Source organism: Ideonella azotifigens (genome assembly GCF_021043325.1).
Classification (GTDB): domain Bacteria; phylum Pseudomonadota; class Gammaproteobacteria; order Burkholderiales; family Burkholderiaceae_C; genus Ideonella; species Ideonella azotifigens.
On sequence record NZ_JAJNKD010000009.1, the window covers coordinates 13932 to 37306 of the forward strand.

Consider the following 23375-nt stretch of genomic DNA (forward strand, 5'->3'; position numbering starts at 1 on the left):
CGCCTGGTGCCAGTGCCCAGGCGTGGCGCTAGCATCGGGGCATCGGGCGTGGAAGCAGGGAAGGAGGCGTCGCCATGGGGGTGTTTGTCATCGTGGCCTACAAGCCCAGGCGGGGCCAGGAGCAGGTGCTGCGCAGCTTGATCGACAAGCACTTGCGGGTGCTGGCCGAGCAGGGGCTGGTGAGTGACCGCCCGGCCTATGTGATGCAGGCAGCGGAAGGCACGCTGGTGGAGGTCTTCGAGTGGCGCTCGGCGGAGGCGGTGGGCGCAGCGCATGGCAACCCCGCAGTGCTGGCGCTGTGGGCCGAGTTCGCCGAGGTGTGCGACTACGTGCCGCTGGCCAGCCTGCCGGAGTCGCACACGATGTTTGCCGAGTTCACCGCCCTGGCCTGACCGGGCACCGCAGCGCACCAAAGGGCCAAAGCCGCTCGGCGGCGGTTCCGGGCCTTGCACAGCAGGGGTTTGCACCGACGCCATCGGCCCCTGGGACTTTCCCTCGCTAGGCGCCCGTTTTCCGCATGCCGGAACGCGGTCTCAGGGTTGGACCGGAGTTTGTCAGTTTCTGTTCAGCTTGGCGTCAGAAGCGGGTCAGCGCCAAGGCCAACAGTGCAGCGCAGCGCAGCCGTTGGGGCAGCGCTCGGTCATCAGGAGACAAGCATGGCAACAGTGGCAATGACACCGACGGTGTCGACCGCGCCGATGACAGCGGAGGAGAAGAAGGTCATCTTCGCGTCCTCGCTGGGCACGGTGTTCGAGTGGTACGACTTCTATCTGTACGGCACCTTGGCCGTGATCATCGGCAACCAGTTCTTCTCGGCACTGGACCCGGCCTCGCGCACCATCTTCTCGCTGCTGGCCTTTGCTGCCGGCTTCATCGTGCGGCCATTCGGTGCGCTGGTCTTCGGCCGCCTGGGCGACATGATTGGCCGCAAGTACACCTTCCTGGTGACCATTCTGATCATGGGCCTGTCGACCTTCATCGTCGGCGTGCTGCCCAACTATGCGTCCATCGGCATCGCTGCACCGATCATCCTGATCGCGCTGCGCATGCTGCAAGGCCTGGCGCTGGGCGGTGAATACGGCGGTGCCGCGACCTACGTCGCCGAGCACGCGCCGCACGGCAAGCGCGGCGCCTACACCGCGTGGATCCAGACCACCGCAACCATGGGCCTGTTCCTGTCGCTGCTGGTGATCCTGGGCACCCGCACCGCCATTGGCGAAGAAGAGTTCGCAAAGTGGGGCTGGCGCATCCCGTTCATCGTCTCCATCCTGCTGCTGGGCATCAGCGTGTGGATCCGGCTGTCGATGAATGAATCGCCTGCCTTCAAGAAGATGAAGGCCGAGGGCAAGACCTCCAAGGCGCCGCTGACCGAATCCTTCGGCCAGTGGAAGAACCTGAAGATCGTGATCCTGGCGCTGGTCGGCCTGACCGCCGGCCAGGCCGTCGTCTGGTACACCGGCCAGTTCTACGCGCTGTTCTTCCTGACCGGTGCGCTGAAGGTGGACGGGGCCACGGCCAACATCCTGATCGCGCTGTCGCTGCTGATCGGCACGCCGTTCTTCATCGTCTTCGGCACCCTGTCGGACAAGATCGGCCGCAAGCCCATCATCATGGCCGGCTGCCTGATCGCCGTGCTGACCTACTTCCCTGTCTTCCGCATGATCACCGAGTCGGCCAACCCCGACCTGGCGCGTGCGCAGGCCAGCGCCAAGGTCACGGTGACGGCCGACCCGAAGGAGTGCTCGTTCCAGTTCAACCCGACCGGCACCGCCAAGTTCACCAGCTCGTGCGATGTGGCCAAGCAGAAGCTGGCCGGCGCCTCGGTGAGCTATGACAACCTGGAGGCACCTGCCGGCACGCCGGCCGTGATCAAGATCGGCGAAACCGAGATCAGCACTGCCATCAGCCCGGAAGACGTCGCCACCGCCAAGGCCGGCGCCGAGAAGAAGCTGGCCGACCTGAAGGCCGCCGCCACGCCGGACGCCAAGGCCATCACCGCCGCAGAAGGCAGCCTGAAGACCTTGAGCGACGACAAGACGGCCAAGGACGCCGTGCTGACCAGCAAGATCAAGGGTGCGCTGAAGGCCGCGGGCTACCCGGACAAGGCCGACCCGGCCAAGATGGACAAGGTCAAGCTGGTCGCGCTGCTGACCTTCCTGGTGATCCTGGTGACCATGGTCTACGGCCCGATTGCCGCGATGCTGGTGGAGATGTTCCCAACCCGCATCCGCTACACCTCGATGAGCCTGCCGTACCACATCGGCAACGGCTGGTTCGGCGGCCTGCTGCCGGCCACCGCGCTGGCCATCGTGGCCCAGACCGGCAACATGTACAACGGCCTGTGGTACCCGATCATCATCGCCGGCGCCACCTTCGTCATCGGCATGCTGTTCGTGCGCGAGACCAAGGACGTGGACATCTACGCGGGCGATTGAGCACGCCGCTTCCCCTCAAGACAAGGCGGCCCTGCGGGGCCGCTTTTTTCTTGTCTGTCAGCCCCGCGTCGGCTGTTGTTGGCGTGGCGTCAGCGCCAGGCGATAGCCTGCGGGCTTCAAACAACTGACGGAGACAAGGGCGATGTGGAAGCTGGCTTTGGGTTTTGTGGTGTTCGCTGCGCTGGCGCTTTTCGTCGTGATGAAGGCCGGAGATTCGGTCGACATGAGCGGCGAGAAGCACGGGATCGAGTCCCACGCACCGGAGGCCTCGGGCACTGCGCCTTGAGACCCCCCGAGGCCACGCTCCGAGCGTGGCCTGCCAACCGCGAAAGAGGCGTGAGGCCCGCCTATCATCGGCGGATGCGGTTGCCGAATCGATTGCCGACCCTCTGGCTGGCCTGGCTGGGGCGGATGTTGCGCGCTGGCCAGTCCCGTGCAGAGGCCGCCGTGCGCGGCGTGCATGGCGTGGCGCCGGACTTCTGGGGCAATCTCCAGCAGGAACTGGTGGCCGGCCGGCAGTGGGTGGACCGCGCGGTGGTGCTCGTCTATGCGGTCCTGACCGGACTGCTGGTGGTCGGCTCCACGCTGCTGGCCGAACATGCGTATCAAGCCTTCCTGCTGTTGCGCGGCACGGTACCGGGCGGGCGCTGGTGGGCACTGGCCTGGACGCCTGCGGTCACGGTGCTGGTGCTGTGGTGCACCCGCCGCTGGGTGCCCGGCGCGCTGGGCTCGGGCATTCCGCAGGTGGTGCGGGCGCTGGAAGACGACCTGACGCCGTCGCAGCGCAGCGCGCTGGTCTCGCTGCGGCTTTCGCTGGCCAAGGTGGTGCTGGTGGCCGGTGGCATGCTGGCCGGGCTCTCCATCGGCCGCGAGGGGCCGACGGTGCAGGTCGGCGCAGGCGTGATGGACCATGCACGGCGCTGGCTGTCGCCGCTGTCGGGCATCGACAGCCATGACCTGATGGTGGCGGGGGCCGCGGCCGGCATTGCCGCGACCTTCAACACCCCGCTGGGCGGCGTGATCTTTGCGATGGAGGAACTCTCGCGCCGACGCGGCATTTCGCACAGCGCGCTGGTGATCGCGGCCATCGTGCTGGCCGGCCTGGTGTCGGTCTCGGTGTTCGGCAACCACACCTATTTCGGCGAGCTGCCGGTGCAGCAGCTGTCCTGGCACCTGTTCTTTCCAGGGCTGCTGGTGGCGCTGGTGGCCGGGCTGGGCGGCGGGCTGTTCTCGCGCCTGGTGGTGGTGTCGATGCGCGGCCTGCCGGACCGTTTCAGCGCTTGGCGGCGCGAGCATCCGCTGCGCTTCGCCGCGGGCTGCGGGCTGGCAGTGGCCTTGATCGGCCTGGTGACCGGCCAGGCCACGGCGGGCGCAGGCTACGCACCGACGCGCGACATGCTCGAAGGCGAGGCGCAACTGCCCGGCGTGTTCACGCTGCTGAAGTTCTGCGCCACCTGGCTGTCGGCCTGGTCCGGTGTGCCGGCGGGGGTGTTTGCGCCGTCGCTGGCGGTGGGCGCGGGCGTCGGGCGGGACATTGCCTTGCTGACCGGCATCACCGGCGACGCGGCCATTCCGCTGATCGCGCTGGGCATGGTCGGCTTCCTGGCCGCGGCCACGCAGGCCCCGCTGACGGCCTTCATCATCGTGATGGAAATGGTTTCCGGCCATGCGATGGTGCTGAGCCTGATGGCCAGCGCCATGCTGGCCAGCGGCGTGTCGCGGCTGCTGGCGCGGCCGATGTATGAAGAGCTGGCCGGCCTGCTGCGCATTGCCCCGGCCACGCCTCAAGCGGGCCAGCCTCAGCCCAGTGCTGCTGGTTCCTGAAAGGCCTCGACCAGCGGGGTGACCCGGCCTGCGTGGCGGGCGTCGTAGCCGGGCAGGGCGTCGAGCTGGGCGCGCATCGCCGGGTCGCGCAGCCGTGCCAGCAACTGCTGCATGGCCGGGCGTTCCAGCGTCTGGGCATGGCAGAGCAGGAAGTAGCGCTCGTTGGCCTGCGGCATGAAGTCCAGCCCGAAGCGGCGGGCCGGCGGCTCCAGGCCGAAGCCAACGTCGGCCATGCCGCTGGCCACGTAGGCGGCCACCGCTGCATGGGTGAACTCACCCTGCTCAAAGCCGGAGATGCGACCGGCGTCCAGCCCCTGCGCGGCGAGCAGCCGCTCCAGCAGGAAGCGGGTGCCGGAGCCGGCCTGGCGGTTGATGAAGCGCAGGCCCGGCCGCAGCAGGTCTGAGAGTTCGTAGACCTTCGCTGGATTGCCGCAGGCGACCATCAGGCCCTGGCGGCGGGTGGCGATGTCGATCACGCAAAGCGCCGGCTCGGCCAGCCAGCGGGCGTAGTGGGCGAGCGTGGCCGTCGCCAGCGGCCCCAGCGGCACATGAAAGCCGGCGGCATCACAGGCGTGGTCGCACAGTGCGGCGACGGCCTCGGTGCTGCTGCCGTAGCGTCGTTCCACCGCGAGGCCGTCCTGGCTCAGCGCGCTGACCAGCGCCTCGATCGCAAAACCATGGCTGGCATGCAGCCGCAGCATGGGTGGCGTGTGAACGGCTAGGCGGCCGATCTCGGCCGCCAACTCCGAGGCCAGCGAGTCAAGCGCCGGCTTGAGCCGCGCGGCAATGCGATGGTCCGCCCAGACCAGCTTCTCGCCGAGGGCGGACAGCTTGGAGCCCTTGCCGCGTGTCATGTGCAGCAACGTGGCGCCGAGCTGGGCCTCGCCCTGGTGCACCAGGTCCCAAGCATGGCGGTATGACAGGCCCATTTGCTGGCAGGCGGCCAGCAGGCTGCCATGGGCATGAACTTGCACCAGCAATGTCAACAGGCGCGGCGGTAGTGCGCCGCCATCGGTTGTCTGAATTGTCCAGACGGGATGGATCGAGATCTTGTCCATGCGGGAAAGCTATTTATGCGGTAACCAGCATAAGTGCACTGCAGTGCCATTCATATTGCGGATGTCCGTGTCGATTGAGACCATTCCGCAGCGCCAGTTGCCGGTGCGGGGCAAAAGGTCGTGGGGATCGGTTCGAATTGCCCCTGTAGTCACAAAAAAAGGAGTATCGAACGATGTCCACCACAGTAATAGGCGGCATGCCGAACGCGGCGCCATCTTCCTCTGGCTTCTTGTCCAAGGAACGCATCATCGCCGGGCCAGGTTTCAACCGCTGGCTCGTGCCCCCGGCGGCACTCGCGATCCATCTTTGCATCGGCATGGCCTATGGCTTTTCCGTGTTCTGGCTGCCGCTTTCAAAGGCGTTGGGCATCAAGGAAGCCATCAAGTGCGGCCCGGAAGTCGGTTTCTGGCAGGAGCTTTTTGTCACCAATTGTGACTGGAAGGTGTCGACGCTGGGTTGGATGTACACCGCCTTCTTCGTGTTGCTGGGCTGCTCCGCAGCGCTGTGGGGCGGCTGGCTGGAACGGGCCGGGCCGCGCAAGGCCGGCGTGGTGGCCGCGGTCTGCTGGTGCGGTGGCATGTTGATGTCGGCCGTCGGGGTGATGCAGCACCAGTTCTGGATGATGCTGCTGGGCTCCGGTGTGATTGGCGGCATTGGGCTGGGGCTTGGCTACATCTCGCCCGTCAGCACTTTGATCAAGTGGTTCCCTGACCGCCGTGGCATGGCCACCGGCATGGCCATCATGGGTTTTGGCGGCGGCGCGATGATCGGCTCGCCGCTGGCAGCCGAGCTCATGAAGACCTTTGCCACGCCCACCGATGTCGGGGTGGCCCAGACCTTTGTCGTGATGGCCCTGGTCTATTTCGTGTTCATGATGGGTGGCGCGCTGGCCTACCGTGTGCCGGCCACCAACTGGAAGCCAGAGGGCTGGACGCCGCCGCCGGCGCAGACCGGCAACGCGATGATCACCCAGCACCATGTGCACGTGAAGAAGGTCTGGGGCATTCCGCAGTTCTGGCTGGTCTGGATGGTGCTGTGCATGAACGTGTCGGCCGGCATCGGCGTGATCGGCATGGCCAGCCCGATGCTGCAGGAGATTTTCGGTGGCAGCCTGATCGGCCTGAGCGGTGACGCGGCCAAATTCACTGCCCTCGACAAGGGTCAGCTCACGGCCATCGCCGGCGTGGCCGCCGGTTTCGCGGCGCTGATCAGCCTGTTCAACATCGGGGGCCGCTTCGTCTGGGCCAGCCTGTCGGACAAGATCGGCCGCAAGATGACCTATGTGGTCTTCTTCGTGCTGGGCGCTGCCATGTACGCCAGCATCCCGGCCAGTGCTGCAGCCGGCTCCAAGCTGCTGTTCGTCGGCGCGGTCTGCATCATCCTGAGCATGTACGGTGGCGGTTTTGCCACCGTGCCGGCCTACCTGGCCGACTTGTTCGGCACGCAGATGGTGGGCGCCATCCACGGCCGCCTGCTGACCGCCTGGGCGACAGCCGGCATCCTGGGCCCGGTCGTCGTGAACTACATGCGTGACTACCAGCTCGGCCTGGGATTGCCGCGCGAACAGGTCTACAACCAGACCATGTACATCCTGGTCGGCATGCTGGGCATCGGCCTGATCTGCAACCTGCTGGTCCGCCCGATCGACAAGAAGCATTTCATGAGCGATGCCGAACTGGCCGAGGAAAAACGGCTGGCGCATGACAAGGCGACGGTGGCTGCGCAGGGTGGCGGGGGCCATGCGGCTGCGCACGTCAGCAATCCCGCCTGGGTGGTGCTGGCCTGGGCGGCCGTGGGCATCCCGCTGGCCTGGGGCATTTACCGCACCGGCCTGAGCGTGATGAAGTTCTTCAATTGATGGGCCAGGCGAGGTCGGCGGTGTGCCGCCGGCCTCGCGAAGGCGCAGGCTATCGCGGCGCGGCTGGAGCGCCGCCAGGGCTCGGCCGTTGCCGGGCCCCCAAAGGTTTTTTGTTCGAGCCCTGTCTCGAACCTGCTCTTGATTCAGAGGATGCCAGCATGAAGCCAGATCGTCCCTCGTCAGTTGCCGGTACGCCGGTGGTGGCCCCTTTGGTCTTCGTGCCGCGCACGTCCAAGATCCCCGGCGCCGGGCCGGAGCCGATGGCGCCCGCGCTGGCCGCGCAGGTCAACCCACTGATCGCCGCCCACCGCGAGCGGGCCGGCGCGCTGCTGCCGCTGCTGCACGCTGTGCAGGAACGGCTGGGCCATGTGCCGCCGATGGTGGTGCCGGCGATTGCCGAGGCGTTGAACCTCTCGCGTGCCGAGGTGCATGGGGTGATCAGCTACTACCACTTCTTCCGCAGCACGCCGCCGGGCCGGCATGTGGTGCAGGTCTGCCGGGCCGAGGCCTGCCAGGCCTGCGGGGCCGACGAGTTGCTGGCCGAGGCCGAGGCCTTGCTGGGCTGCAAATCCCATGAAACCCGCAGCGATGGCGCGGTGACGCTGGAGCCGGTGTTCTGCCTGGGCCTGTGCGCCTCCTCGCCCGCCGTGCAGGTGGACGACCAACTGCATGCCCGCATGACCCCCGCCCGGCTGCGCCAGCTCGGCGAGCAACTGGAGATCCTGGCATGAACACCGCAGTCGCTCCTGTCACCGTTTACGTGCCGGCCGATTCGGCGGCGCTGGCCGCTGGCGCCGACGCTGTCGTCACCGCGCTGCAGACCGGCTGCGCCCAGCGCGGCCTGGCCATGGCACTGGTGCGCAACAGCTCGCGCGGCATGTTCTGGCTGGAACCCTTGGTGGAGGTGGCCACGCCGGCTGGCCGTGTGGCTTATGGCCCGGTCACGCCGGAAGACGTGCCTGGCCTGCTCGACGCCGGCATGCTGCAGGGCGGCGCCCATGCGCTGCGCCACGGCATCACCGAGCAAATTCCCTTCTTGGCCCTGCAGGAGCGCCTGACCTTCCGCCGCATGGGCGTGACGGACCCGCTCTCGCTGAGCGACTACGCCGCCCACGAGGGCTGGGCCGGCCTGCGCCGCGCCGTGACGCTGGACAGCGCCGCGCTGGTCCATGAAGTCACCCATTCGGGCCTGCGCGGCCGAGGTGGTGCCGCCTTCCCGGCCGGCATCAAGTGGAAAACCGTGGCGGGGGCGGTCTCGGTGCAGAAGTACGTGGTGTGCAATGCCGACGAAGGCGACTCCGGCACCTACTCCGACCGCATGACGATGGAGGGCGACCCCTACATGCTGATCGAGGGCATGACCATCGCCGCGCTGGCGGTGGGGGCCACCATGGGCTACGTCTACATCCGCTCCGAGTATCCGCACGCGGTGGCCGTGATGAGCGAGGCCATCGCCCGCGCCACCGCGGCCGGCTTCCTGGGCGACGATGTGCTGGGCAGCGGCAAGCGTTTCCACCTGGAGGTGCGCAAGGCCGCGGGCGCCTACGTGTGCGGCGAAGAGACGGCGATGCTGGAAAGCATTGAAGGCCGGCGCGGCATCGTGCGCGCCAAGCCGCCGCTGCCGGCGCTGCAAGGCCTGTTTGGCCAGCCCACGGTGATCAACAACGTGATCACCTTCGCCAGCGTGCCCATCATCTTCGCGCGGGGTGCCGATTTCTACCGCGGCTACGGCATGGGCCGCTCGCACGGCACGCTGCCGTTCCAGCTGGGTGGCGACATTCGCCAGGGCGGCCTTGTCGAAAAGGCCTTCGGCCTGACGCTGCGCGAGCTGCTCTACGGCTTCGGTGGCGGCACCCGCAGCGGCCGGCCCATCAAGGCGGTGCAGGTGGGTGGCCCGCTGGGCGCCTACGTGCCCGAATCGCAGTGGGACGTGCCCATGGACTACGAGGCCTATGCCGCGATGGGCGCGGCGCTGGGCCACGGCGGCATCGTGGTGCACAGCGACAAGGCCGACATGGCCAAGCTGGCGCGCTACGCGATGGAGTTCTGCGCGCTGGAGAGCTGCGGCAAGTGCACGCCATGCCGCATCGGCTCCACCCGTGGGGTCGAAGTGATCGACCGCATCCTGGTGGGCCGCCATCGCGAGCAGCAGGTCGAACTGCTGCGCGAGCTTTGCGACACGATGCTCCACGGCAGCCTGTGCGCCATGGGCGGGATGACCCCTTATCCGGTGCTGTCTGCCCTGAATCACTACCCTGAGGACTTCGGTCTGGTGCCGGCCACTGCCGCCGCGCCCGATCCGCAGCTCGCCTGATCCGCGCTGCCGGATCACCCGCCCCATCATTGCCTGCACCCGAGGACCGCCATCATGCTGAACCACCTCAAGACAGAGATCGATTTCGGAACCCCTGCGCGCGAGTCCGCGCAAGAGGTCACGCTGAACATCGACGGTTACCCGGTCAAGGTGCCCAAGGGCACCTCGCTGATGCGGGCTGCCGTGGAGGCCGGCATCCAGGTGCCCAAGCTCTGCGCCACCGACAGCCTGGAGCCCTTCGGCTCCTGCCGGCTGTGCCTGGTGGAGATCGACGGCCGGCGCGGCTTCCCCGCCTCCTGCACCACGCCGGCCGAGCAAGGCATGGTCGTGCGCACCCAGACGCCCAAGCTGCAGCAGCTGCGCAAGGGCGTGATGGAGCTGTACATCTCCGACCATCCGCTGGACTGCCTGACCTGCAGCGCCAACGGCAACTGCGAGCTGCAGGACATGGCCGGCGTCACCGGCCTGCGCAATGTGCGCTACGGCGTGGCTGGCAAGGAGGTCGACGGCATTTCCGGCGCCCACCATTGCGACACGCCGCAGGACACCTCCAATCCCTACTTCACCTACGACGCCAGCAAGTGCATCGTTTGCAACCGCTGCGTGCGGGCGTGTGAGGAAACCCAGGGGACTTTCGCGCTGACCATTTCCGGCCGGGGCTTCGAGAGCCGCGTCTCGCCGGGCCAGGACCAGCCTTTCATGGACAGCGAGTGCGTTTCCTGCGGGGCCTGCGTGGAAGCCTGCCCGACGGCCACGCTGCAGGAAAACAGCATCATCGAGCTCGGCCAGCCCGAGCACAGCCTGATCACCACCTGTGCCTATTGCGGCGTGGGCTGTGGCTTCAAGGCCGAGATGAAGGGCAACACCGTGGTCCGCATGGTGCCCTGGAAGGACGGCAAGGCCAACGACGGCCACAGCTGCGTCAAGGGCCGCTTCGCCTGGGGGTACGCCACCCATGCAGACCGCATCACCACGCCGATGATCCGCAAGAAGATCAGCGACCCGTGGCAGCCCGTCAGCTGGGACGAGGCCATCGGTTACGCCGCGTCGGAGTTCAAGCGCATCCAGGCCGCGCACGGCAAGGATTCGGTGGGCGGCATTACCTCCAGCCGCTGCACCAACGAAGAAACCTACCTGGTGCAGAAGCTGATCCGCGCGGCTTTCGGCACCAACAACGTCGACACCTGCGCCCGGGTCTGCCACTCGCCCACCGGCTACGGCCTGGGCCAGACCTTCGGCACCTCGGCCGGCACGCAGACCTTCAAGTCGGTCGAGCAGTCGGACATGATCCTGGTCATTGGCGCCAACCCCAGCGATGCGCACCCGGTCTTCGCCTCGCGCATGAAGCGCCGCCTGCGCGAAGGCGCCAAGCTGGTGGTGGTCGATCCGCGCAAGATCGACCTGGTCAGCTCGCCCCATGTGCGGGCCCAGCATCATCTGGCGCTGCGCCCGGGTACCAACGTGGCCATGATCTCGGCGCTGGCCCATGTGGTGGTCACCGAAGGCCTGGTCAACGAAGCCTACGTGGCCGAGCGCTGCGACACCAAGAGCTTTGCCGAATGGCGCGAATTCGTCGCCCGGCCGGAGAACTCGCCCGAGGCGCTGGAAGCGGCCACCGGCGTGCCGGCGGCCGAGGTGCGGGCTGCCGCGCGGCTGTATGCCGCCGGCCCGAATTCGGCCATCTACTACGGCCTGGGCGTCACCGAACACGCGCAGGGCTCGACCATGGTCATCGGCATTGCCAACCTGGCCATGGCTTGCGGCATGGTGGGCCGCGAGGGCGTGGGCGTGAACCCGCTGCGCGGCCAGAACAACGTGCAGGGCAGTTGCGACATGGGCAGCTTCCCGCATGAGCTGCCGGGCTACCGCCACATTTCCGACACCACGGCCCGCAACCTGTTCGAGGCGGCCTGGGGCGTGGAGCTCAGCCCGGAGCCCGGCCTGCGCATTCCGAACATGTTCGACGCCGCCCATGAGGGCAGCTTCCTGGGCCTGTACTGCCAGGGCGAGGACATCGTGCAGTCCGACCCCAACACCCAGCACGTGGCCGATGCGCTGAGCCGCATGGAATGCATCGTCGTGCAGGACATCTTCCTGAACGAAACCGCCAAGTACGCCCACGTGTTCCTGCCCGGGTCTTCGTTCCTGGAGAAGGACGGCACCTTCACCAATGCCGAGCGCCGCATTTCCCGCGTGACCCAGGCCATGCCGCCGCTGCCGGGCCTGGCCGACTGGGAGGTCACCGTCAAGCTCTCGAACGCCCTCGGCTACCCCATGGCTTATGCATCGCCCGAGCAGGTGATGGACGAGATCGCGATGCTCACGCCCAGCTTTGCCGGCGTGAGCTACGAGAAGATCGAGCGCCTGGGCAGCGTGCAGTGGCCCTGCAACGACAGCACCGAAGAAGCCGGCACCTCCATCATGCACCGCGAGAAGTTTGTGCGCGGCAAGGGCAAGTTCATCGTCACCCAGTACGTGCCCAGCGAGGAAAAGGTCACCCGCAAGTACCCGCTGCTGCTGACCACCGGCCGCATTCTGAGCCAGTACAACGTGGGTGCGCAGACCCGCCGCACGCCCAACAACCAGTGGCATGACGAGGACAGGCTGGAGATCCACCCGCACGACGCCGAGGAGCGCGGCGTGCGCGCTGGCGACTGGGTGGGCGTGGAAAGCCGCGCCGGCCACACGGTGCTGCGCGCGGTGCTCAGCGAGCGCATGCAGCCGGGCGTGGTCTACACCACCTTCCACTTCCCGGAGTCCGGCGCCAACGTGATCACCACCGACGCCTCCGACTGGGCCACCAACTGCCCCGAGTACAAGGTGACGGCGGTGCAGGTGATGCCGGTGGCGCAGCCCTCGGAATGGCAGCGGGGCTACGCCGAGTTCAACCAGACCCAACTGGACTTGCTGGACCAGGCGCGGCGCGCGGAGGTCATCGGCAAATGAAGACCTTCACCGCCGTTTCCCTGTCCGCCGTCCCACCCTGTGGACATTCAGAAAGCGCGCCTCATGGACGTTGAACACCTGGTGCACATGGCCAACCAGATCGGCCAGTTCTTCCAGGCCCAGCCCGACCGGGCCGAGGCGCTGGACGGCATTGCCACCCACATTCGCAAGTTCTGGGCGCCGCGCATGCGCCACGCCTTGGCGCGGCACATCGAGGCCCGGGCCGAAGGCGGCGCGGAAGACGGGCTGCTGCCCATCGTGCGCGACGCCTTGCAGGTGCGCGCAGACGTGCTCGATTGAGCGCCTTGGTGCGCGCACCTGCGCAAGCCGGGGTTGGCGTTTGCGCGCAGAATCTGCCGCCAGCATGAGCGACGATTTCTCTCCCCATCTTCTTTCGCCGGCCGACGATTCCCTGCCGCCTCCCACGGTGCCTGTCACCGTGCGGCGCGTGCGCCAGGGCCGACCGCTGGACCACGCTGATTCCGATCAGGTGGCCACCGAAACCCCGGTCGCCCTGGTCTTCAACGGCATCTCGCATGCCGTGATGATGGCCACGCCGGCCGACCTCGAAGCCTTTGCGCTGGGCTTTGCGCTTTCCGAAGGCTTGCTGCTGTCGCCAGCCGAGTGCCATGGCATTGACGTGATCGCGAACGCGCAAGGTGTCGAGGTCCAGCTCGAAGTGGCCGCCGCCGCCGAAATGCGGCTGAAGGATCAGCGCCGCACGCTGGCCGGCCGCACAGGCTGCGGCCTGTGCGGCATTGACAGCCTGACCCGGTTGGACCTGCTGCCCGAACGCCTGTCGCCACCCGCGTGGCTGGCCGCGCTGCCACCGGCCACGGTGTTGAAGGCTTTCACCCAGATGCCCGCGTTGCAGCCGCTGAACGCGCTGACCGGCGCGCACCACGCCGCCGGCTGGGCCACGCGCGAGGGCGAGCTGCTGCAGGTGATGGAAGACGTGGGCCGCCACAACGCGCTGGACAAGCTGCTGGGCAGCCGGGTGCAGGCAAGGTTGCCGATGGACGACGGCTTCATCGTGATGTCCAGCCGCGCCAGCTACGAGCTGGTGCGCAAGTGCGCCCGGCTGGGCGTGCCGCTGCTGGCTACCATCTCGGCGCCGACCTCGCTGGCGGTCGACATCGCCCGCCAGGCCGGGCTGCAGCTCTACGGCTTTTGCCGTGGCGAGCAGGCGGTGCGCTACGTGCCGTGAACGGCCTGTCGCGCACCGGCAAGCTTGCTCAGTGGGTGCTCAGGAACACAGCGGGTGCTTGCACCACGGTGCCGCAGCGGTCCGCCAGCGTGACCGTGACCTTGTTGACACCCGGCTGGAACAGGTCGCTCAGGTCCACCGGATTCAGCGGATAGGCGTCCTGGCAGCCGCCGCTGAAGTCGTACGAAAAACTTTGCTTGGTGCCGTCCGGTCGCACGACGTGGACGGTGATCACATCGTCCACGTAGAAGGTGCCGGTACCGTCGGCAGCGCCTGAGAGCATCACCTTGCCCTGCTGGTAGCCGAAGCTGAAGGTGGTCTTGAAGAAGTTCTCGCCTTGCTTCTTCACCGGGGTGGACGGGATGCCGGCGGTGATGCCGACGCTGGTCAACGGCGTGCTGGCCTGGGCGAGGAGGGGGCTCAGCGCAATTGCGGCAAGCAGGGCGGGAATCGCAATGAATCTGGACATGGGGGTGGGTCTCTGCGTCTGAATGTTGGAAAAGCTGGGTGGCGCGAGGCAGCCGTTTTCATCCGTCACTTCGGGCGCCACTGGGCGATGCCCATGCTAGGCAGCCCGCGTAGTCAAAGCGTAGTCAGCGCGCGAGGCTCGCGCCTTGACGGCGTGCTGCGCGCTGCAGCTCGCGCACGGCTGGCAGCAAGCCAGTGGCGCCCAGCCGCACGGCCAGGGTCTCGGCCTCCATGAGCAGGCATTCGGCGGCTTGGGTCTCGCCAGACTTCAGTTGGCACAGCGCCAGCAGTCGCAGCAGCTCAGGTTCGCAGAAGTGATCCAGCCCACTGCGCGCGTCTTCCAGTGCCAATGTCAGCTCCGCCTGGGCGGCCTGGATTTCACCGGCTTGCAGCAGGGCGCTGCCAAGGATCCAGCGTGCCGTGGTCGAGCCTGCCCGGTAGGCCATGCGCATTTGCTGGGCGGCCTGCAGCCCCTCGGCCGCCACGCCGGGCGCGCCCTGGCAGGCCCGCGCCCACAGCACGAACAGCCGGTTCAAACCGCGCCAGAGCGGGAAACCGAAGCGTTCGGACAGCATGCAGGCTTCACCCGAGACGGTCAGCACCCGCTCGGTGTCGCCCAGGCACCAGTGCACGGCTGCCGCAAGGCTGAGGCTGAAGCACAGCGCGTGGGCCCGGCCGGCTTGGCGGGCCAGGCCCACGGTTGCATCGGCCAGTTGCCTGGCCTCCTCGGGCCGCCCCAGGAACCACAAATTCCAGCTTCGCACGGAGGCGCTGAGCAACGCTGCGTCGTCTTCCATGCAACGGCGGCGTTGCTCGGGTGACAACCCGCTGGCCAGCTCGGCGGCGCGCTGCAGGTGGTGCATTGCGTCGGCCAGTTCGCCGTGCCAGAACTGGGAGTTGCCCATGGCGAAGCAGGCCATCAGCATTTCGGCTGGGTCCTGCGCCGTGTTGACCAAGCCCCGCGCGTGGTCCAGGCCCAGGCTGCGGCCCTGCGAGCCTGCGCCCATGTACAGCCCCGACAGGGCGCGAAAACGCAGCCGTCGCCGTTCGGCCGTGTCGCCATCGCTGGCCTGCAGGGCCTGCAGGACCTCGCCGTAGGTGGCGTGCGCCAGCGGGGAGCCATAGCCCTGGCACATCATGGTGGCCTGGGCATGCTGCAGGCGAAGGTGAAGCAGCAGGTCTTGCGGCGGGGCGGCGCCCGGCTGCTCGCCGAGCTGCAGGGCGCGGGCGTAGTGGCGCATGGCGTCCTGTGCGAACTCCTGTGTCAGTGCCGTATCGCCGGCCTCGGCCCAGCGGTCTCGTGCTTCGGCCCAGCGCTCGGCGCCTTCCAGGTGCGAGGCCAGTTCGGCGGGCGGGGTCGACGGTTGCATGTGCAGCAAGGCGAGTTGGCGGCCATGCAACTCGCGGCGGGTGGCGCGCGGCAGGCTGTTTTTCGCGGCTTCGTGGATCAGGCCATGCCGGAACGCATAACCCTGTTCGCCCCGCGCCTCTGCCGGTATCAGCAGCTGCAGCGCCAGGGCCTGGGCCAGGACGGGCGCGAGGTCCGGTTCGTCGGGCAGCAGTGCGGCCAGCGCCGTGGCGCTGAACTGCGGCCCGAGCACTGCGGCAGCCTGCAGCACCTGTCGGCCGCGGCCTAGCCGGTCCAGTTCGGCCTGCAGCATGTAGGGCAGGGCCACGCCTGGAGGGGCCGCGCTGCCGCCGGCGTGCTGCAGCGCCAGTCGCTCCGCGAACAGCGGGATGCCGCCGCTGCGTTGCGCCATCTCGTCGAGCTGAACGGGGTCCAGCAGGTCCGCGCCGGCGTGGCGGCGGATCAGGGCCCGGGTATCGGCCGCAGCCAGCGGCCCCAGTGGCAGCAGCTGCGGCGGCCGGCCCTCTTCTGGCAGGGGCGCTTCGGGCCTGCTGGTGCACAGCAGCATCAGGCGCTGGTTGGCGAAGGTGGCGGCGTAGCGGGCCAGGAATTCACGGGTGGCTTCGTCGGCCCAGTGCACGTCGTCGAGCAGCAGCAGGAGCGGTTCGGTGCGGGAGGTTCTGTCCAGCCAGTCGAAGGCGGCGTCCAGCAGCTGTGGGCGATTCGGCGTGGCATCGTCTTTCAGGGCGAGGTGTCGCCTCAGCGGGCCGAACGGCCGCGCCTGCAGCCGCAGCGAGCATGGCCAGCGGACCATCTGCCCCCCCTGGGCGGTGACGGTCTGCGCCAGGTGTTCGGCCAGGGTCGTCTTGCCGATGCCGGCAGGCCCCACCAGCACCAACCATTGCGGCTCGCCACCTTGCGCCCGGGCCCAGGCCTGTTGCAGCTGACGCACTTCGCGTTCGCGACCCAGGACGGAGACGGGGCGATCCGGTGCGTCGCCGGCAGCCTGCTGTGAAGGGCTGGCGGCCGAGGTGGGTGGCCGCAGGCCCAGCACGCGAGCCACGGGCCCGCATGCACCCGCCGGTGGCGGCAGCGCATGGGCTTGCAGCACGAAGCGCTGCGAGATCTGCGCTGCCACATCGGCGCACACCAGCAGGCTGCTGTCTGCCGCCTCTTCGCACAAGGCCTGGCACGCCAGCGGCAGCCGCTCGGGCAGCGCCAGGCCCTGGGGCCCGGAGGCCACCAGTGTGAAACCGGAAACGACTGCGCCGCAGCAGATCAGCGAGGGGGCACTGGCGGCCCGCACAGCCAGTGCGGCCAGCACGGCACGCTCGGCCGCATGCTCCGGATCCGGTCCCGCGCCAAAGCAGGCGGTGGCACTGCGGCCCAGAACCGCCAGCGGTTCACCACCCCACTGGCGCACCAGGCCCTGGGCCTGGCTCAGGGCCTGGACGCATGCCGCTTCGAACTCATCTGGCGGCGCGTTGGCGGCATCCTGCGCCGACGGACTGAACTGCAGTTGCAGCAGCGTGAGCCAGCGCTGCTCGGTGGCCGGGCGTGCCGGTGGCGGGGGGGACACGCCCGGCGCCGGCAATCTCGCCCGAAGCGCGGCCGGCGCGGCCAGGCCCAGTTCGGAGCGCCAGTGGTTGTCGGTCAAGGTCAGCACCTCGCGCGCGCCGCGCAGGTCCGCATGGGCAACCAGCAGATCGATCAACCCGGCAGCGAGGTCTTCGTCCAGCGGCTCCTGCTGCCAGGCGGCGCGGGCGGCAGAAATGGCCGCAGCGGTGCGCCCTTGGGCTTGCAGCCAACGGCTCAGGGTGCGAACGCTGGCCAGGCCCGTCTGCCGCCAGCGTTGACGTTCTGGCCCCAGCCAGTCGTCGCCGGAGGTCAGGGCGTCTGTGGAAAAGCCTTCGAGCAGCGGGCTCAACCAGATCTGTGCATCCCCCAGGGCCGCAAGGCTGAGCTCTGCGTCGGCAGGGGCTTGCTGTTGCCACTCCCGCAGCAGGTGCAGGTCGACCAGCAACTGCGCGTGCGGTCGCAGCCGCACCTGCTGGCGCTCGACCTCCAGTGCCAGCCCAAGTGCCAGCGACCCCAGGCCCTGGCTCGCATCGGCCAGCAACTGGCGCAGGTTGGTCAGGGCGGCGGCTGCCGGCAGCGCCGGCCAGAGGCGCCCGGCCAGCACGCTGCGTGGCTGCCATTCGGCGGGGTGGCAGGCCAGGCAGGCCAGCAACAGCCAGGTCTTGCGATAGCGGAAACGAATGTCGCGTGCGGGCTCGCCCAGCCAGCTCAGGCGGGGCTGTCCCAGCAGGCGCAGCAGGCAATGGGTAGCTTTCAAGGTACAGCAGGGTTGGCGTGCGCGCCGCAGTATCTCTGCGCTTGGTCCTGTGGACGATCCCCAGGCTTGGGGTTGCGCGGTGCGTCAGCCGGGCTTTTGCGTTTGGCGCTCGCCCTTGGCGCTGGCTGCGGCCTCGCGCAGCTTGTCCTTCTTGCTCTTGCGCTTGCCCTTGATGCCGCCATTCGGGTCCAGCCCGGTGCCGGCGGGCAAGGGCATGTCGCCGCTGTCTTCCTCGGCCGGCGCAGCCGGCGCGGCATGGTGCACGTGCGGCTCGAAACCGGCGATCTGCTCACGTGGCACGCGTTGGCCCTGGCGGTTCTCGATCAGCCGGAAATGCGCTTCGGTGGCCGGCGTGATGAAGCTGATCGCTTCGCCTTCTGCGCCCGCGCGGCCAGTGCGGCCGATGCGGTGCACATGGTCCTCCGACGAGCGCGGCAGGTCGTAGTTGACGACCAGCGGCAGTGCGTCGATGTGCAGGCCGCGCGCGGCCATGTCGGTCGCCACCAGCACCTGCAGCTTGGCCTGCTTGAACGCATGCAGCATGTTCTGTCGCGCGCCCTGGCTCAGGCCGGCGTGGAACGGCTCGGCCGCCACGCCCGCCAGCGCCAGCTTGTGCGCCACCTTCTCGGCCGCATGCTGGCTGGCCACGAAGACCAGTGCACGCGCGTCCTGCTTCAGCTCGATGCGCTGGGCCAGCAGGTGGCGCAGCAGCGAGGTGCGGCGGGTTTCCTCGACCACCAGCGCGCGCTGGCGGATGTCCGGCCGCGCCGTGGTCAGGTTGCTCAGGCGGATCTGTTCAGGCTCTTGCAGCCACTGCTCCGCCAGCGTGGTGACGGCCGGCGGGAAGGTCGCCGAGCTCAGCACCGTCTGCCGCCGGGCCGGCAGCAGCGCCAGCACCTCGGCCAGCTCTTCCTCGAAGCCCAGCGCCAGCAGCCGGTCGGCCTCGTCCAGCACCAGCGTCTTGACTTGGCCCAGCGACAGCGCGTTGTGCCGCACCAGGTCCAGCAACCGCCCGGGCGTGGCGACAACGATGTCGGCCCCGCCGCGCAAGCCCATCATCTGCGGATTGATCGACACGCCTCCGAACACCACGGCGATCTTCACCAGCCCCGGCAGGCTGTGCGCCAGCTCGCGCAGCGTCTCGCCCAGTTGCAGGGCCAGCTCGCGCGTGGGCACCAGCAGCAGCGCATGCGTGGGTCGCGGGTGCTGGGCCGCACCGGCCAGCCATTGCTGCAGCAGCGGCAGCGCCAGTGCGACCGACTTGCCAGCCCCGGTGCGCGCCTGCATCAGCACATCGCGCCCGGCCAGCAGCGGCGGAATCGCAGCGGCCTGCACAGGGGTCGGCTCCGGCAAGCCCTGGTCGGCCAGCGCACGCAGCAGGGCGGGCGCCAGGCCCAGCGATTCAAAAGACATCCGGCGCCCTCATCAAGATTCGGCGGCCAGTGTATGCGGGGCGTCCGGTGTAGCCCCAAATCGGCCCGCGGGTTTAGCATCCGCGGGTGTTGCCAACCCCCGCTCGTCTTGCTTCAATGCCTTGCCGCTCGCTCAGTCACAGTCCGAACCAAGCCGACCTTCACGGGTTGCTTGTCCGCCAGCGCAGGAAGGCCTGTCGGTGAGCCGGCACCAGGACGCGCTCAACAGCGAACCTGCGCAGGCTGAACTGCTGGCGCGCATCCAGGCCATCTGGCATGGCGCGCGCGCGCAGGCGGCGCGGTCGGTCAACTCGGCGCATGTGCGGGCGAACTGGTTGATCGGCCAGCAAATTGTCGAGGCCGAGCAGGGCGGGGCCCAACGTGCGGGTTATGGCCAGGCCCTGCTGAAAGGGCTCGCGGCCCGTCTGGGCGCCGAGCTTGGCAGCGGCTTTTCGCTCACTGCGCTGAAACACATGCGCAGCTTTTACCTCGGCTACCCTCAGCTGCTGGAGAAAGGTCACGCACTGCGTGACCTTTCCGAGCCGACGGATTGGCGCCCCGGCCAGCTTCACACCGCATTGGCGTGGACACACTATCGCGCCTTGTTGAAGGTGGCGCGACCCGAGGCGCGCAGCTTCTACGAGATCGAAGCGGTTCAAAACGCCTGGTCTGCCCGGCAACTGGAGCGGCAGATCGCCTCGCTGCTGTTCGAACGTCTGGCCAAGAGTCGCGACAAAGCCGGCTTGCTGGCGCTGGCCAGCGAGGGCCTGATTCCGACACAACCCGCCGATGTCATCAAGGACCCCTACGTGCTGGAGTTCCTGGACCTGCCAGAAGTGCCGCGGCTACAGGAAAACCAGCTGGAAGAAGCCTTGATTTCCCAATTGCAGAGCTTCCTGCTGGAGTTGGGCAGTGGTTTCGCTTTTGTGGGCCGCCAAATGCGCCTGACGCTGGATGGCGACCACTTCTACCCCGACCTGGTTTTCTATCACGTCAAGCTGAAATGCTACGTGGTGATCGATTTGAAGGTCGGCAAGCTGGACCATGCCGACCTGGGGCAGATGCAGCTGTACGTGAACTGGTATGACCGTGAATTGCTTGGCGAAGGCGACAACCCGACCATCGGCCTGATCCTTTGCACCGAGAAAAACGACGCGGTGGTGCGCTACGTGCTGGCCGAGCAAAGCCGGCAGATCTTTGCCAGCCGCTACCAGCTGTACCTGCCCACCGAGGCCGAGTTGCAGAACGAATTGCGCCGCGAATTGACGACGCTGGTCCAGGTCGATGCAGAGCGAGGTTCGTGACGCCATGACTTGCCCCGGCCAGCCGCTATGCTTTGTTTCAGACTGCAGCTCGCCGCCTGAGTGGCGACTGCTTACCTTATCGAAAGAACACCCATGAAAACTCGTGCAGCCGTGGCCTGGCAGGCCGGCCAACCCCTGACCATCGAAGACGTGGACCTCGAAGGACCGCGCGACGGCGAGGTGCTGGTCGAGGTCAAGGCCACCGGCATCTGCCACACCGACTACTACACGCTCTCGGGCGCGGACCCGGAAGGCCTGTTCCCGGCCATCCTCGGCCATGAAGGCGCGGGCGTGGTGCTGGAAAGCAAGGTGCCCTGGCTGAAGGCGGGTGACCACGTGATTCCGCTCTACACGCCTGAATGCCGGCAGTGCAAGTTCTGCCTCTCGCGCAAGACCAACCTGTGCCAGGCGATTCGCTCCACCCAGGGCAAGGGCCTGATGCCGGACGGTTCCAGCCGCTTCTCCATCGGCGGCAAGCCCATCCTGCACTACATGGGCACCAGCACCTTTGCCAACCACATCGTGGTGCCCGGCATCGCGCTGGCCAAGATCCGGCCGGATGCGCCGTTCGACAAGGTCTGCTACATCGGCTGCGGCGTGACCACCGGCGTTGGCGCGGTGCTGTTCAGCGCCAAGGTGGAAGCCGGTGCCAACGTGGTTGTCTTCGGCCTGGGCGGCATCGGCCTGAACGTGATCCAGGGCGCCAAGATGGTGGGGGCCGACAAGATCATCGGCGTGGACCTGAATCCGGCCCGCGAGGCGATGGCGCGCAAGTTCGGCATGACGCATTTCCTGAACCCCAAGGACCACGAGAACATTGTCGATGCGATCGTGCAGCTGACCGATGGCGGCGCCGACTACAGCTTCGAGTGCATCGGCAACACCAAGGTCATGCGCCAGGCGCTGGAGTGCACCCACAAGGGCTGGGGCCGCAGCATCATCATCGGCGTGGCCGAGGCGGGTGCAGAGATCAGCACCCGGCCGTTCCAGCTGGTCACCGGCCGGCACTGGGAAGGCTCGGCCTTCGGTGGCGCGCGTGGCCGCACGGACGTGCCCAAGATCGTCGACTGGTACATGGACGGCAAGCTCAACATCGACGACCTGATCACCCACAAGCTGCCGCTGGAGCGCATCAACGAAGGCTTTGACCTGATGAAGCGCGGCGAGTCCATCCGCGCCGTGGTGGAGTTCTGACCATGGCAGTGCAAGGCAACATGCAGCTGGACGAGTTGAAGCTGGTCAGCCATCACCTGAGCTTTGGCGGCGAGCAGCGTTTCCAGCGCCACCAATCGCGCGAGATCGGCCTGCCCATGGGCTTTGCGCTGTACCTGCCGCCGCAGGCCAAGCCGGGTGCCACGGTGCCGCTGCTGGTCTACCTGGCCGGGCTCACCTGCACCGAAGAGACCTTCACGATGAAGGCCGGTGCGCAGCGCTGGGCGGCCGAGTTCGGCATCGCGCTCCTGATGCCAGACACCAGCCCGCGCGGCGCGGGCGTGCCTGGCGAGGCCGAGGCCTGGGACTTCGGCGTTGGCGCCGGTTTCTACCTGGATGCGACCGAGGCCCCATGGGCCACGAACTGGCGCATGGAAAGCTACCTGCTGCGCGAACTGCTGCCCGGCGTGCGCGCCGAGCTGGCCGCGCTGGGCATGAACGCTGGCCGCACCGGCATCTTCGGCCACTCGATGGGCGGCCATGGCGCCCTGACGCTGGCGCTGCGCCACCCCGGCGAGTTCGCCAGCCTGTCGGCCTTCGCACCCATCTGCGCGCCCAGCAACTGCGCCTGGGGCCGCAAGGCCTTCACCGGCTACCTGGGGGCAGACGAAAGCAGCTGGGCTGAACACGACGCCAGCGCACTGATGGCCGCCCAGACCAGCCCTCCGCACCCGGCCGGCATCCTGATCGACCAGGGCGAGGCCGACCGCTTCCTGCTCGAAGGCCAGCTGCAGCCCGAAGCCTTCGAAGCCGCCTGCCTGAAGTCCGGCCAGCCGCTGGCCCTGCGCCGCCAGGCCGGCTACGACCACGGCTACTACTTCATCCAGAGCTTCATCGAAGACCACATGCGCCACCACGCTGCGGCGCTGTGCGCGCCGTGACAACCCGGATCGCGCTTGTCACCGGCGCCGGCAGCGGCATCGGCAAGGCCTGCGCGCTGGCCTTGCTGTCGGCCGGCTGGACGGTGATCTTCAGCGGCCGCCAGCAGGGCACGCTGGAAGCAGCGTTTGCTGGCCACCCTCAGGCCGCGAACGCGCTGGCGCTGCCGATGGACGTGACCGATGCGCTGTCGGTGCAGGCGCTGTTCGACCAGATCCGCGAGCGCTTCGGGCGGCTGGACCTGCTGTTCAACAACGCCGGCGTGTTCACCGCCGGCGTGCCGCTGGAGGCGCTGCCGCTGGAGGCCTGGCAGGCGGCGGTGAACACCAACCTCACGGGAGTCTTCCTCTGCACCCGCGAGGCCTTCCGCATCATGAAGGCCCAGGTCCCACGCGGTGGCCGCATCATCAACAACGGCTCCATCTCGGCCCACGCGCCGCGACCGAACTCCATCGCCTACACGGCGACCAAGCACGCCATCACCGGCCTCACCAAGAGCGCTGCGCTGGACGGCCGCGCCTTCGACATCGCCGTCGGCCAGATCGACATCGGCAACGCCGCCACCGACATGACAGCCACGATGGCCCACGGCATGCCGCAAGCCGACGGCAGCGTCAAACCCGAAGCCCGCATGGACGTCCAGCACGTCGCCGAAGCCGTGGTCCAGATGGCCGCGCTGCCGCTGAACGCCAACGTGCTGAACATGACCATCATGGCGACCGGCATGCCGTTTGTGGGGCGGGGTTGAGCCGCTGTTGGCTTGCCCCAGGATGC

At 68.0% G+C, this 23375-nt stretch carries 18 protein-coding genes; 14 read left to right on the forward strand and 4 right to left on the reverse strand.

The annotated features are described in order from the left end of the window. Window positions 1-74: 74 nt before the first annotated feature. The 4 genes from LRH25_RS18745 (at window position 75) to LRH25_RS18760 (ending at window position 4259) form a co-directional block, all read left to right on the forward strand. Window positions 75-392, forward strand: coding sequence for a hypothetical protein (locus LRH25_RS18745; protein ID WP_141287574.1), 318 nt, complete (start codon window positions 75-77; stop codon window positions 390-392). A gap of 264 nt (window positions 393-656) precedes the next feature. Further along, window positions 657-2435: an MFS transporter gene (locus LRH25_RS18750; RefSeq protein WP_375140574.1), complete on the forward strand. Its 1779-nt coding sequence runs from the start codon at window positions 657-659 to the stop codon at window positions 2433-2435. Window positions 2436-2577: 142 nt separating this feature from the next. Further along, window positions 2578-2721 carry a hypothetical protein gene (locus tag LRH25_RS18755; protein ID WP_170200855.1) on the forward strand — a complete coding sequence of 48 codons (144 nt, stop codon included), beginning with the start codon at window positions 2578-2580 and terminating at the stop codon, window positions 2719-2721. Between the two features lie 125 nt (window positions 2722-2846). Continuing rightward, window positions 2847-4259 (forward strand): chloride channel protein, encoded by a 1413-nt coding sequence (locus LRH25_RS18760; RefSeq protein ID WP_141287578.1) that lies wholly within the window; start codon window positions 2847-2849, stop codon window positions 4257-4259. On the opposite strand, the gene LRH25_RS18765 is transcribed toward LRH25_RS18760, so the two are convergent. Continuing rightward, window positions 4235-5317, reverse strand: a complete 1083-nt coding sequence (locus LRH25_RS18765) for a substrate-binding domain-containing protein (RefSeq protein ID WP_141287575.1) — start codon at window positions 5315-5317, stop codon at window positions 4235-4237. The two genes, LRH25_RS18760 and LRH25_RS18765, sit on opposite strands and share 25 nt — an antisense overlap. Before the next feature lie 173 nt (window positions 5318-5490). Here LRH25_RS18765 and LRH25_RS18770 point away from each other — a divergent pair, with 173 nt between their 5' ends. The 6 genes from LRH25_RS18770 to fdhD all read left to right on the forward strand — a co-directional run bounded on the left by LRH25_RS18770 (window position 5491) and on the right by fdhD (window position 13643). Continuing rightward, window positions 5491-7176, forward strand: a complete 1686-nt coding sequence (locus LRH25_RS18770) for an OFA family MFS transporter (protein ID WP_231011929.1) — start codon at window positions 5491-5493, stop codon at window positions 7174-7176. Window positions 7177-7436: 260 nt separating this feature from the next. Continuing rightward, window positions 7437-7907 (forward strand): formate dehydrogenase subunit gamma, encoded by a 471-nt coding sequence (locus tag LRH25_RS18775; protein ID WP_231012002.1) that lies wholly within the window; start codon window positions 7437-7439, stop codon window positions 7905-7907. Continuing rightward, a complete protein-coding gene (locus LRH25_RS18780) occupies window positions 7904-9490 on the forward strand; it encodes a formate dehydrogenase beta subunit (protein WP_141288155.1) in 1587 nt (528 codons plus the stop codon). Before LRH25_RS18775 ends, LRH25_RS18780 begins: the two co-directional genes overlap by 4 nt. Window positions 9491-9544: 54 nt before the next feature. Next, entirely contained in the window at window positions 9545-12436 is a 2892-nt protein-coding gene (gene fdhF / locus LRH25_RS18785) for a formate dehydrogenase subunit alpha (RefSeq protein ID WP_141288156.1), read from the forward strand. Between the two features lie 63 nt (window positions 12437-12499). Beyond that, complete coding sequence (locus LRH25_RS18790; RefSeq protein WP_141288157.1) at window positions 12500-12736, forward strand: formate dehydrogenase subunit delta; 237 nt, start codon at window positions 12500-12502, stop codon at window positions 12734-12736. A 64-nt stretch (window positions 12737-12800) separates the two neighbouring features. Further along, complete coding sequence (gene fdhD / locus LRH25_RS18795) at window positions 12801-13643, forward strand: formate dehydrogenase accessory sulfurtransferase FdhD (protein ID WP_141288158.1); 843 nt, start codon at window positions 12801-12803, stop codon at window positions 13641-13643. Window positions 13644-13671: 28 nt separating this feature from the next. On the opposite strand, the gene LRH25_RS18800 is transcribed toward fdhD, so the two are convergent. The 3 genes from LRH25_RS18800 to LRH25_RS18810 form a co-directional block, all read right to left on the reverse strand. Further along, on the reverse strand, window positions 13672-14112 hold the full coding sequence (locus LRH25_RS18800) for a hypothetical protein (RefSeq protein WP_141288159.1): 441 nt from the start codon (window positions 14110-14112) through the stop codon (window positions 13672-13674). A 124-nt stretch (window positions 14113-14236) separates the two neighbouring features. Continuing rightward, entirely contained in the window at window positions 14237-17794 is a 3558-nt protein-coding gene (locus tag LRH25_RS18805) for an AfsR/SARP family transcriptional regulator (protein WP_231011933.1), read from the reverse strand. 84 nt (window positions 17795-17878) lie between these two features. Then, on the reverse strand, window positions 17879-19207 hold the full coding sequence (locus tag LRH25_RS18810; protein WP_231011934.1) for a DEAD/DEAH box helicase: 1329 nt from the start codon (window positions 19205-19207) through the stop codon (window positions 17879-17881). A 199-nt stretch (window positions 19208-19406) separates the two neighbouring features. On the opposite strand from LRH25_RS18810, the gene LRH25_RS18815 reads away from it, so the two are divergent. The 4 genes from LRH25_RS18815 (at window position 19407) to LRH25_RS18830 (ending at window position 23349) form a co-directional block, all read left to right on the forward strand. Further along, window positions 19407-20510 (forward strand): PDDEXK nuclease domain-containing protein, encoded by a 1104-nt coding sequence (locus LRH25_RS18815; protein ID WP_141288327.1) that lies wholly within the window; start codon window positions 19407-19409, stop codon window positions 20508-20510. Between the two features lie 93 nt (window positions 20511-20603). Beyond that, on the forward strand, window positions 20604-21704 hold the full coding sequence (locus tag LRH25_RS18820; protein ID WP_141288326.1) for an S-(hydroxymethyl)glutathione dehydrogenase/class III alcohol dehydrogenase: 1101 nt from the start codon (window positions 20604-20606) through the stop codon (window positions 21702-21704). Between the two features lie 2 nt (window positions 21705-21706). After that, a complete protein-coding gene (gene fghA, locus LRH25_RS18825) occupies window positions 21707-22603 on the forward strand; it encodes an S-formylglutathione hydrolase (RefSeq protein ID WP_310733334.1) in 897 nt (298 codons plus the stop codon). After that, window positions 22600-23349: an SDR family oxidoreductase gene (locus LRH25_RS18830; protein ID WP_231011935.1), complete on the forward strand. Its 750-nt coding sequence runs from the start codon at window positions 22600-22602 to the stop codon at window positions 23347-23349. Before fghA ends, LRH25_RS18830 begins: the two co-directional genes overlap by 4 nt. Window positions 23350-23375: the final 26 nt, after the last annotated feature.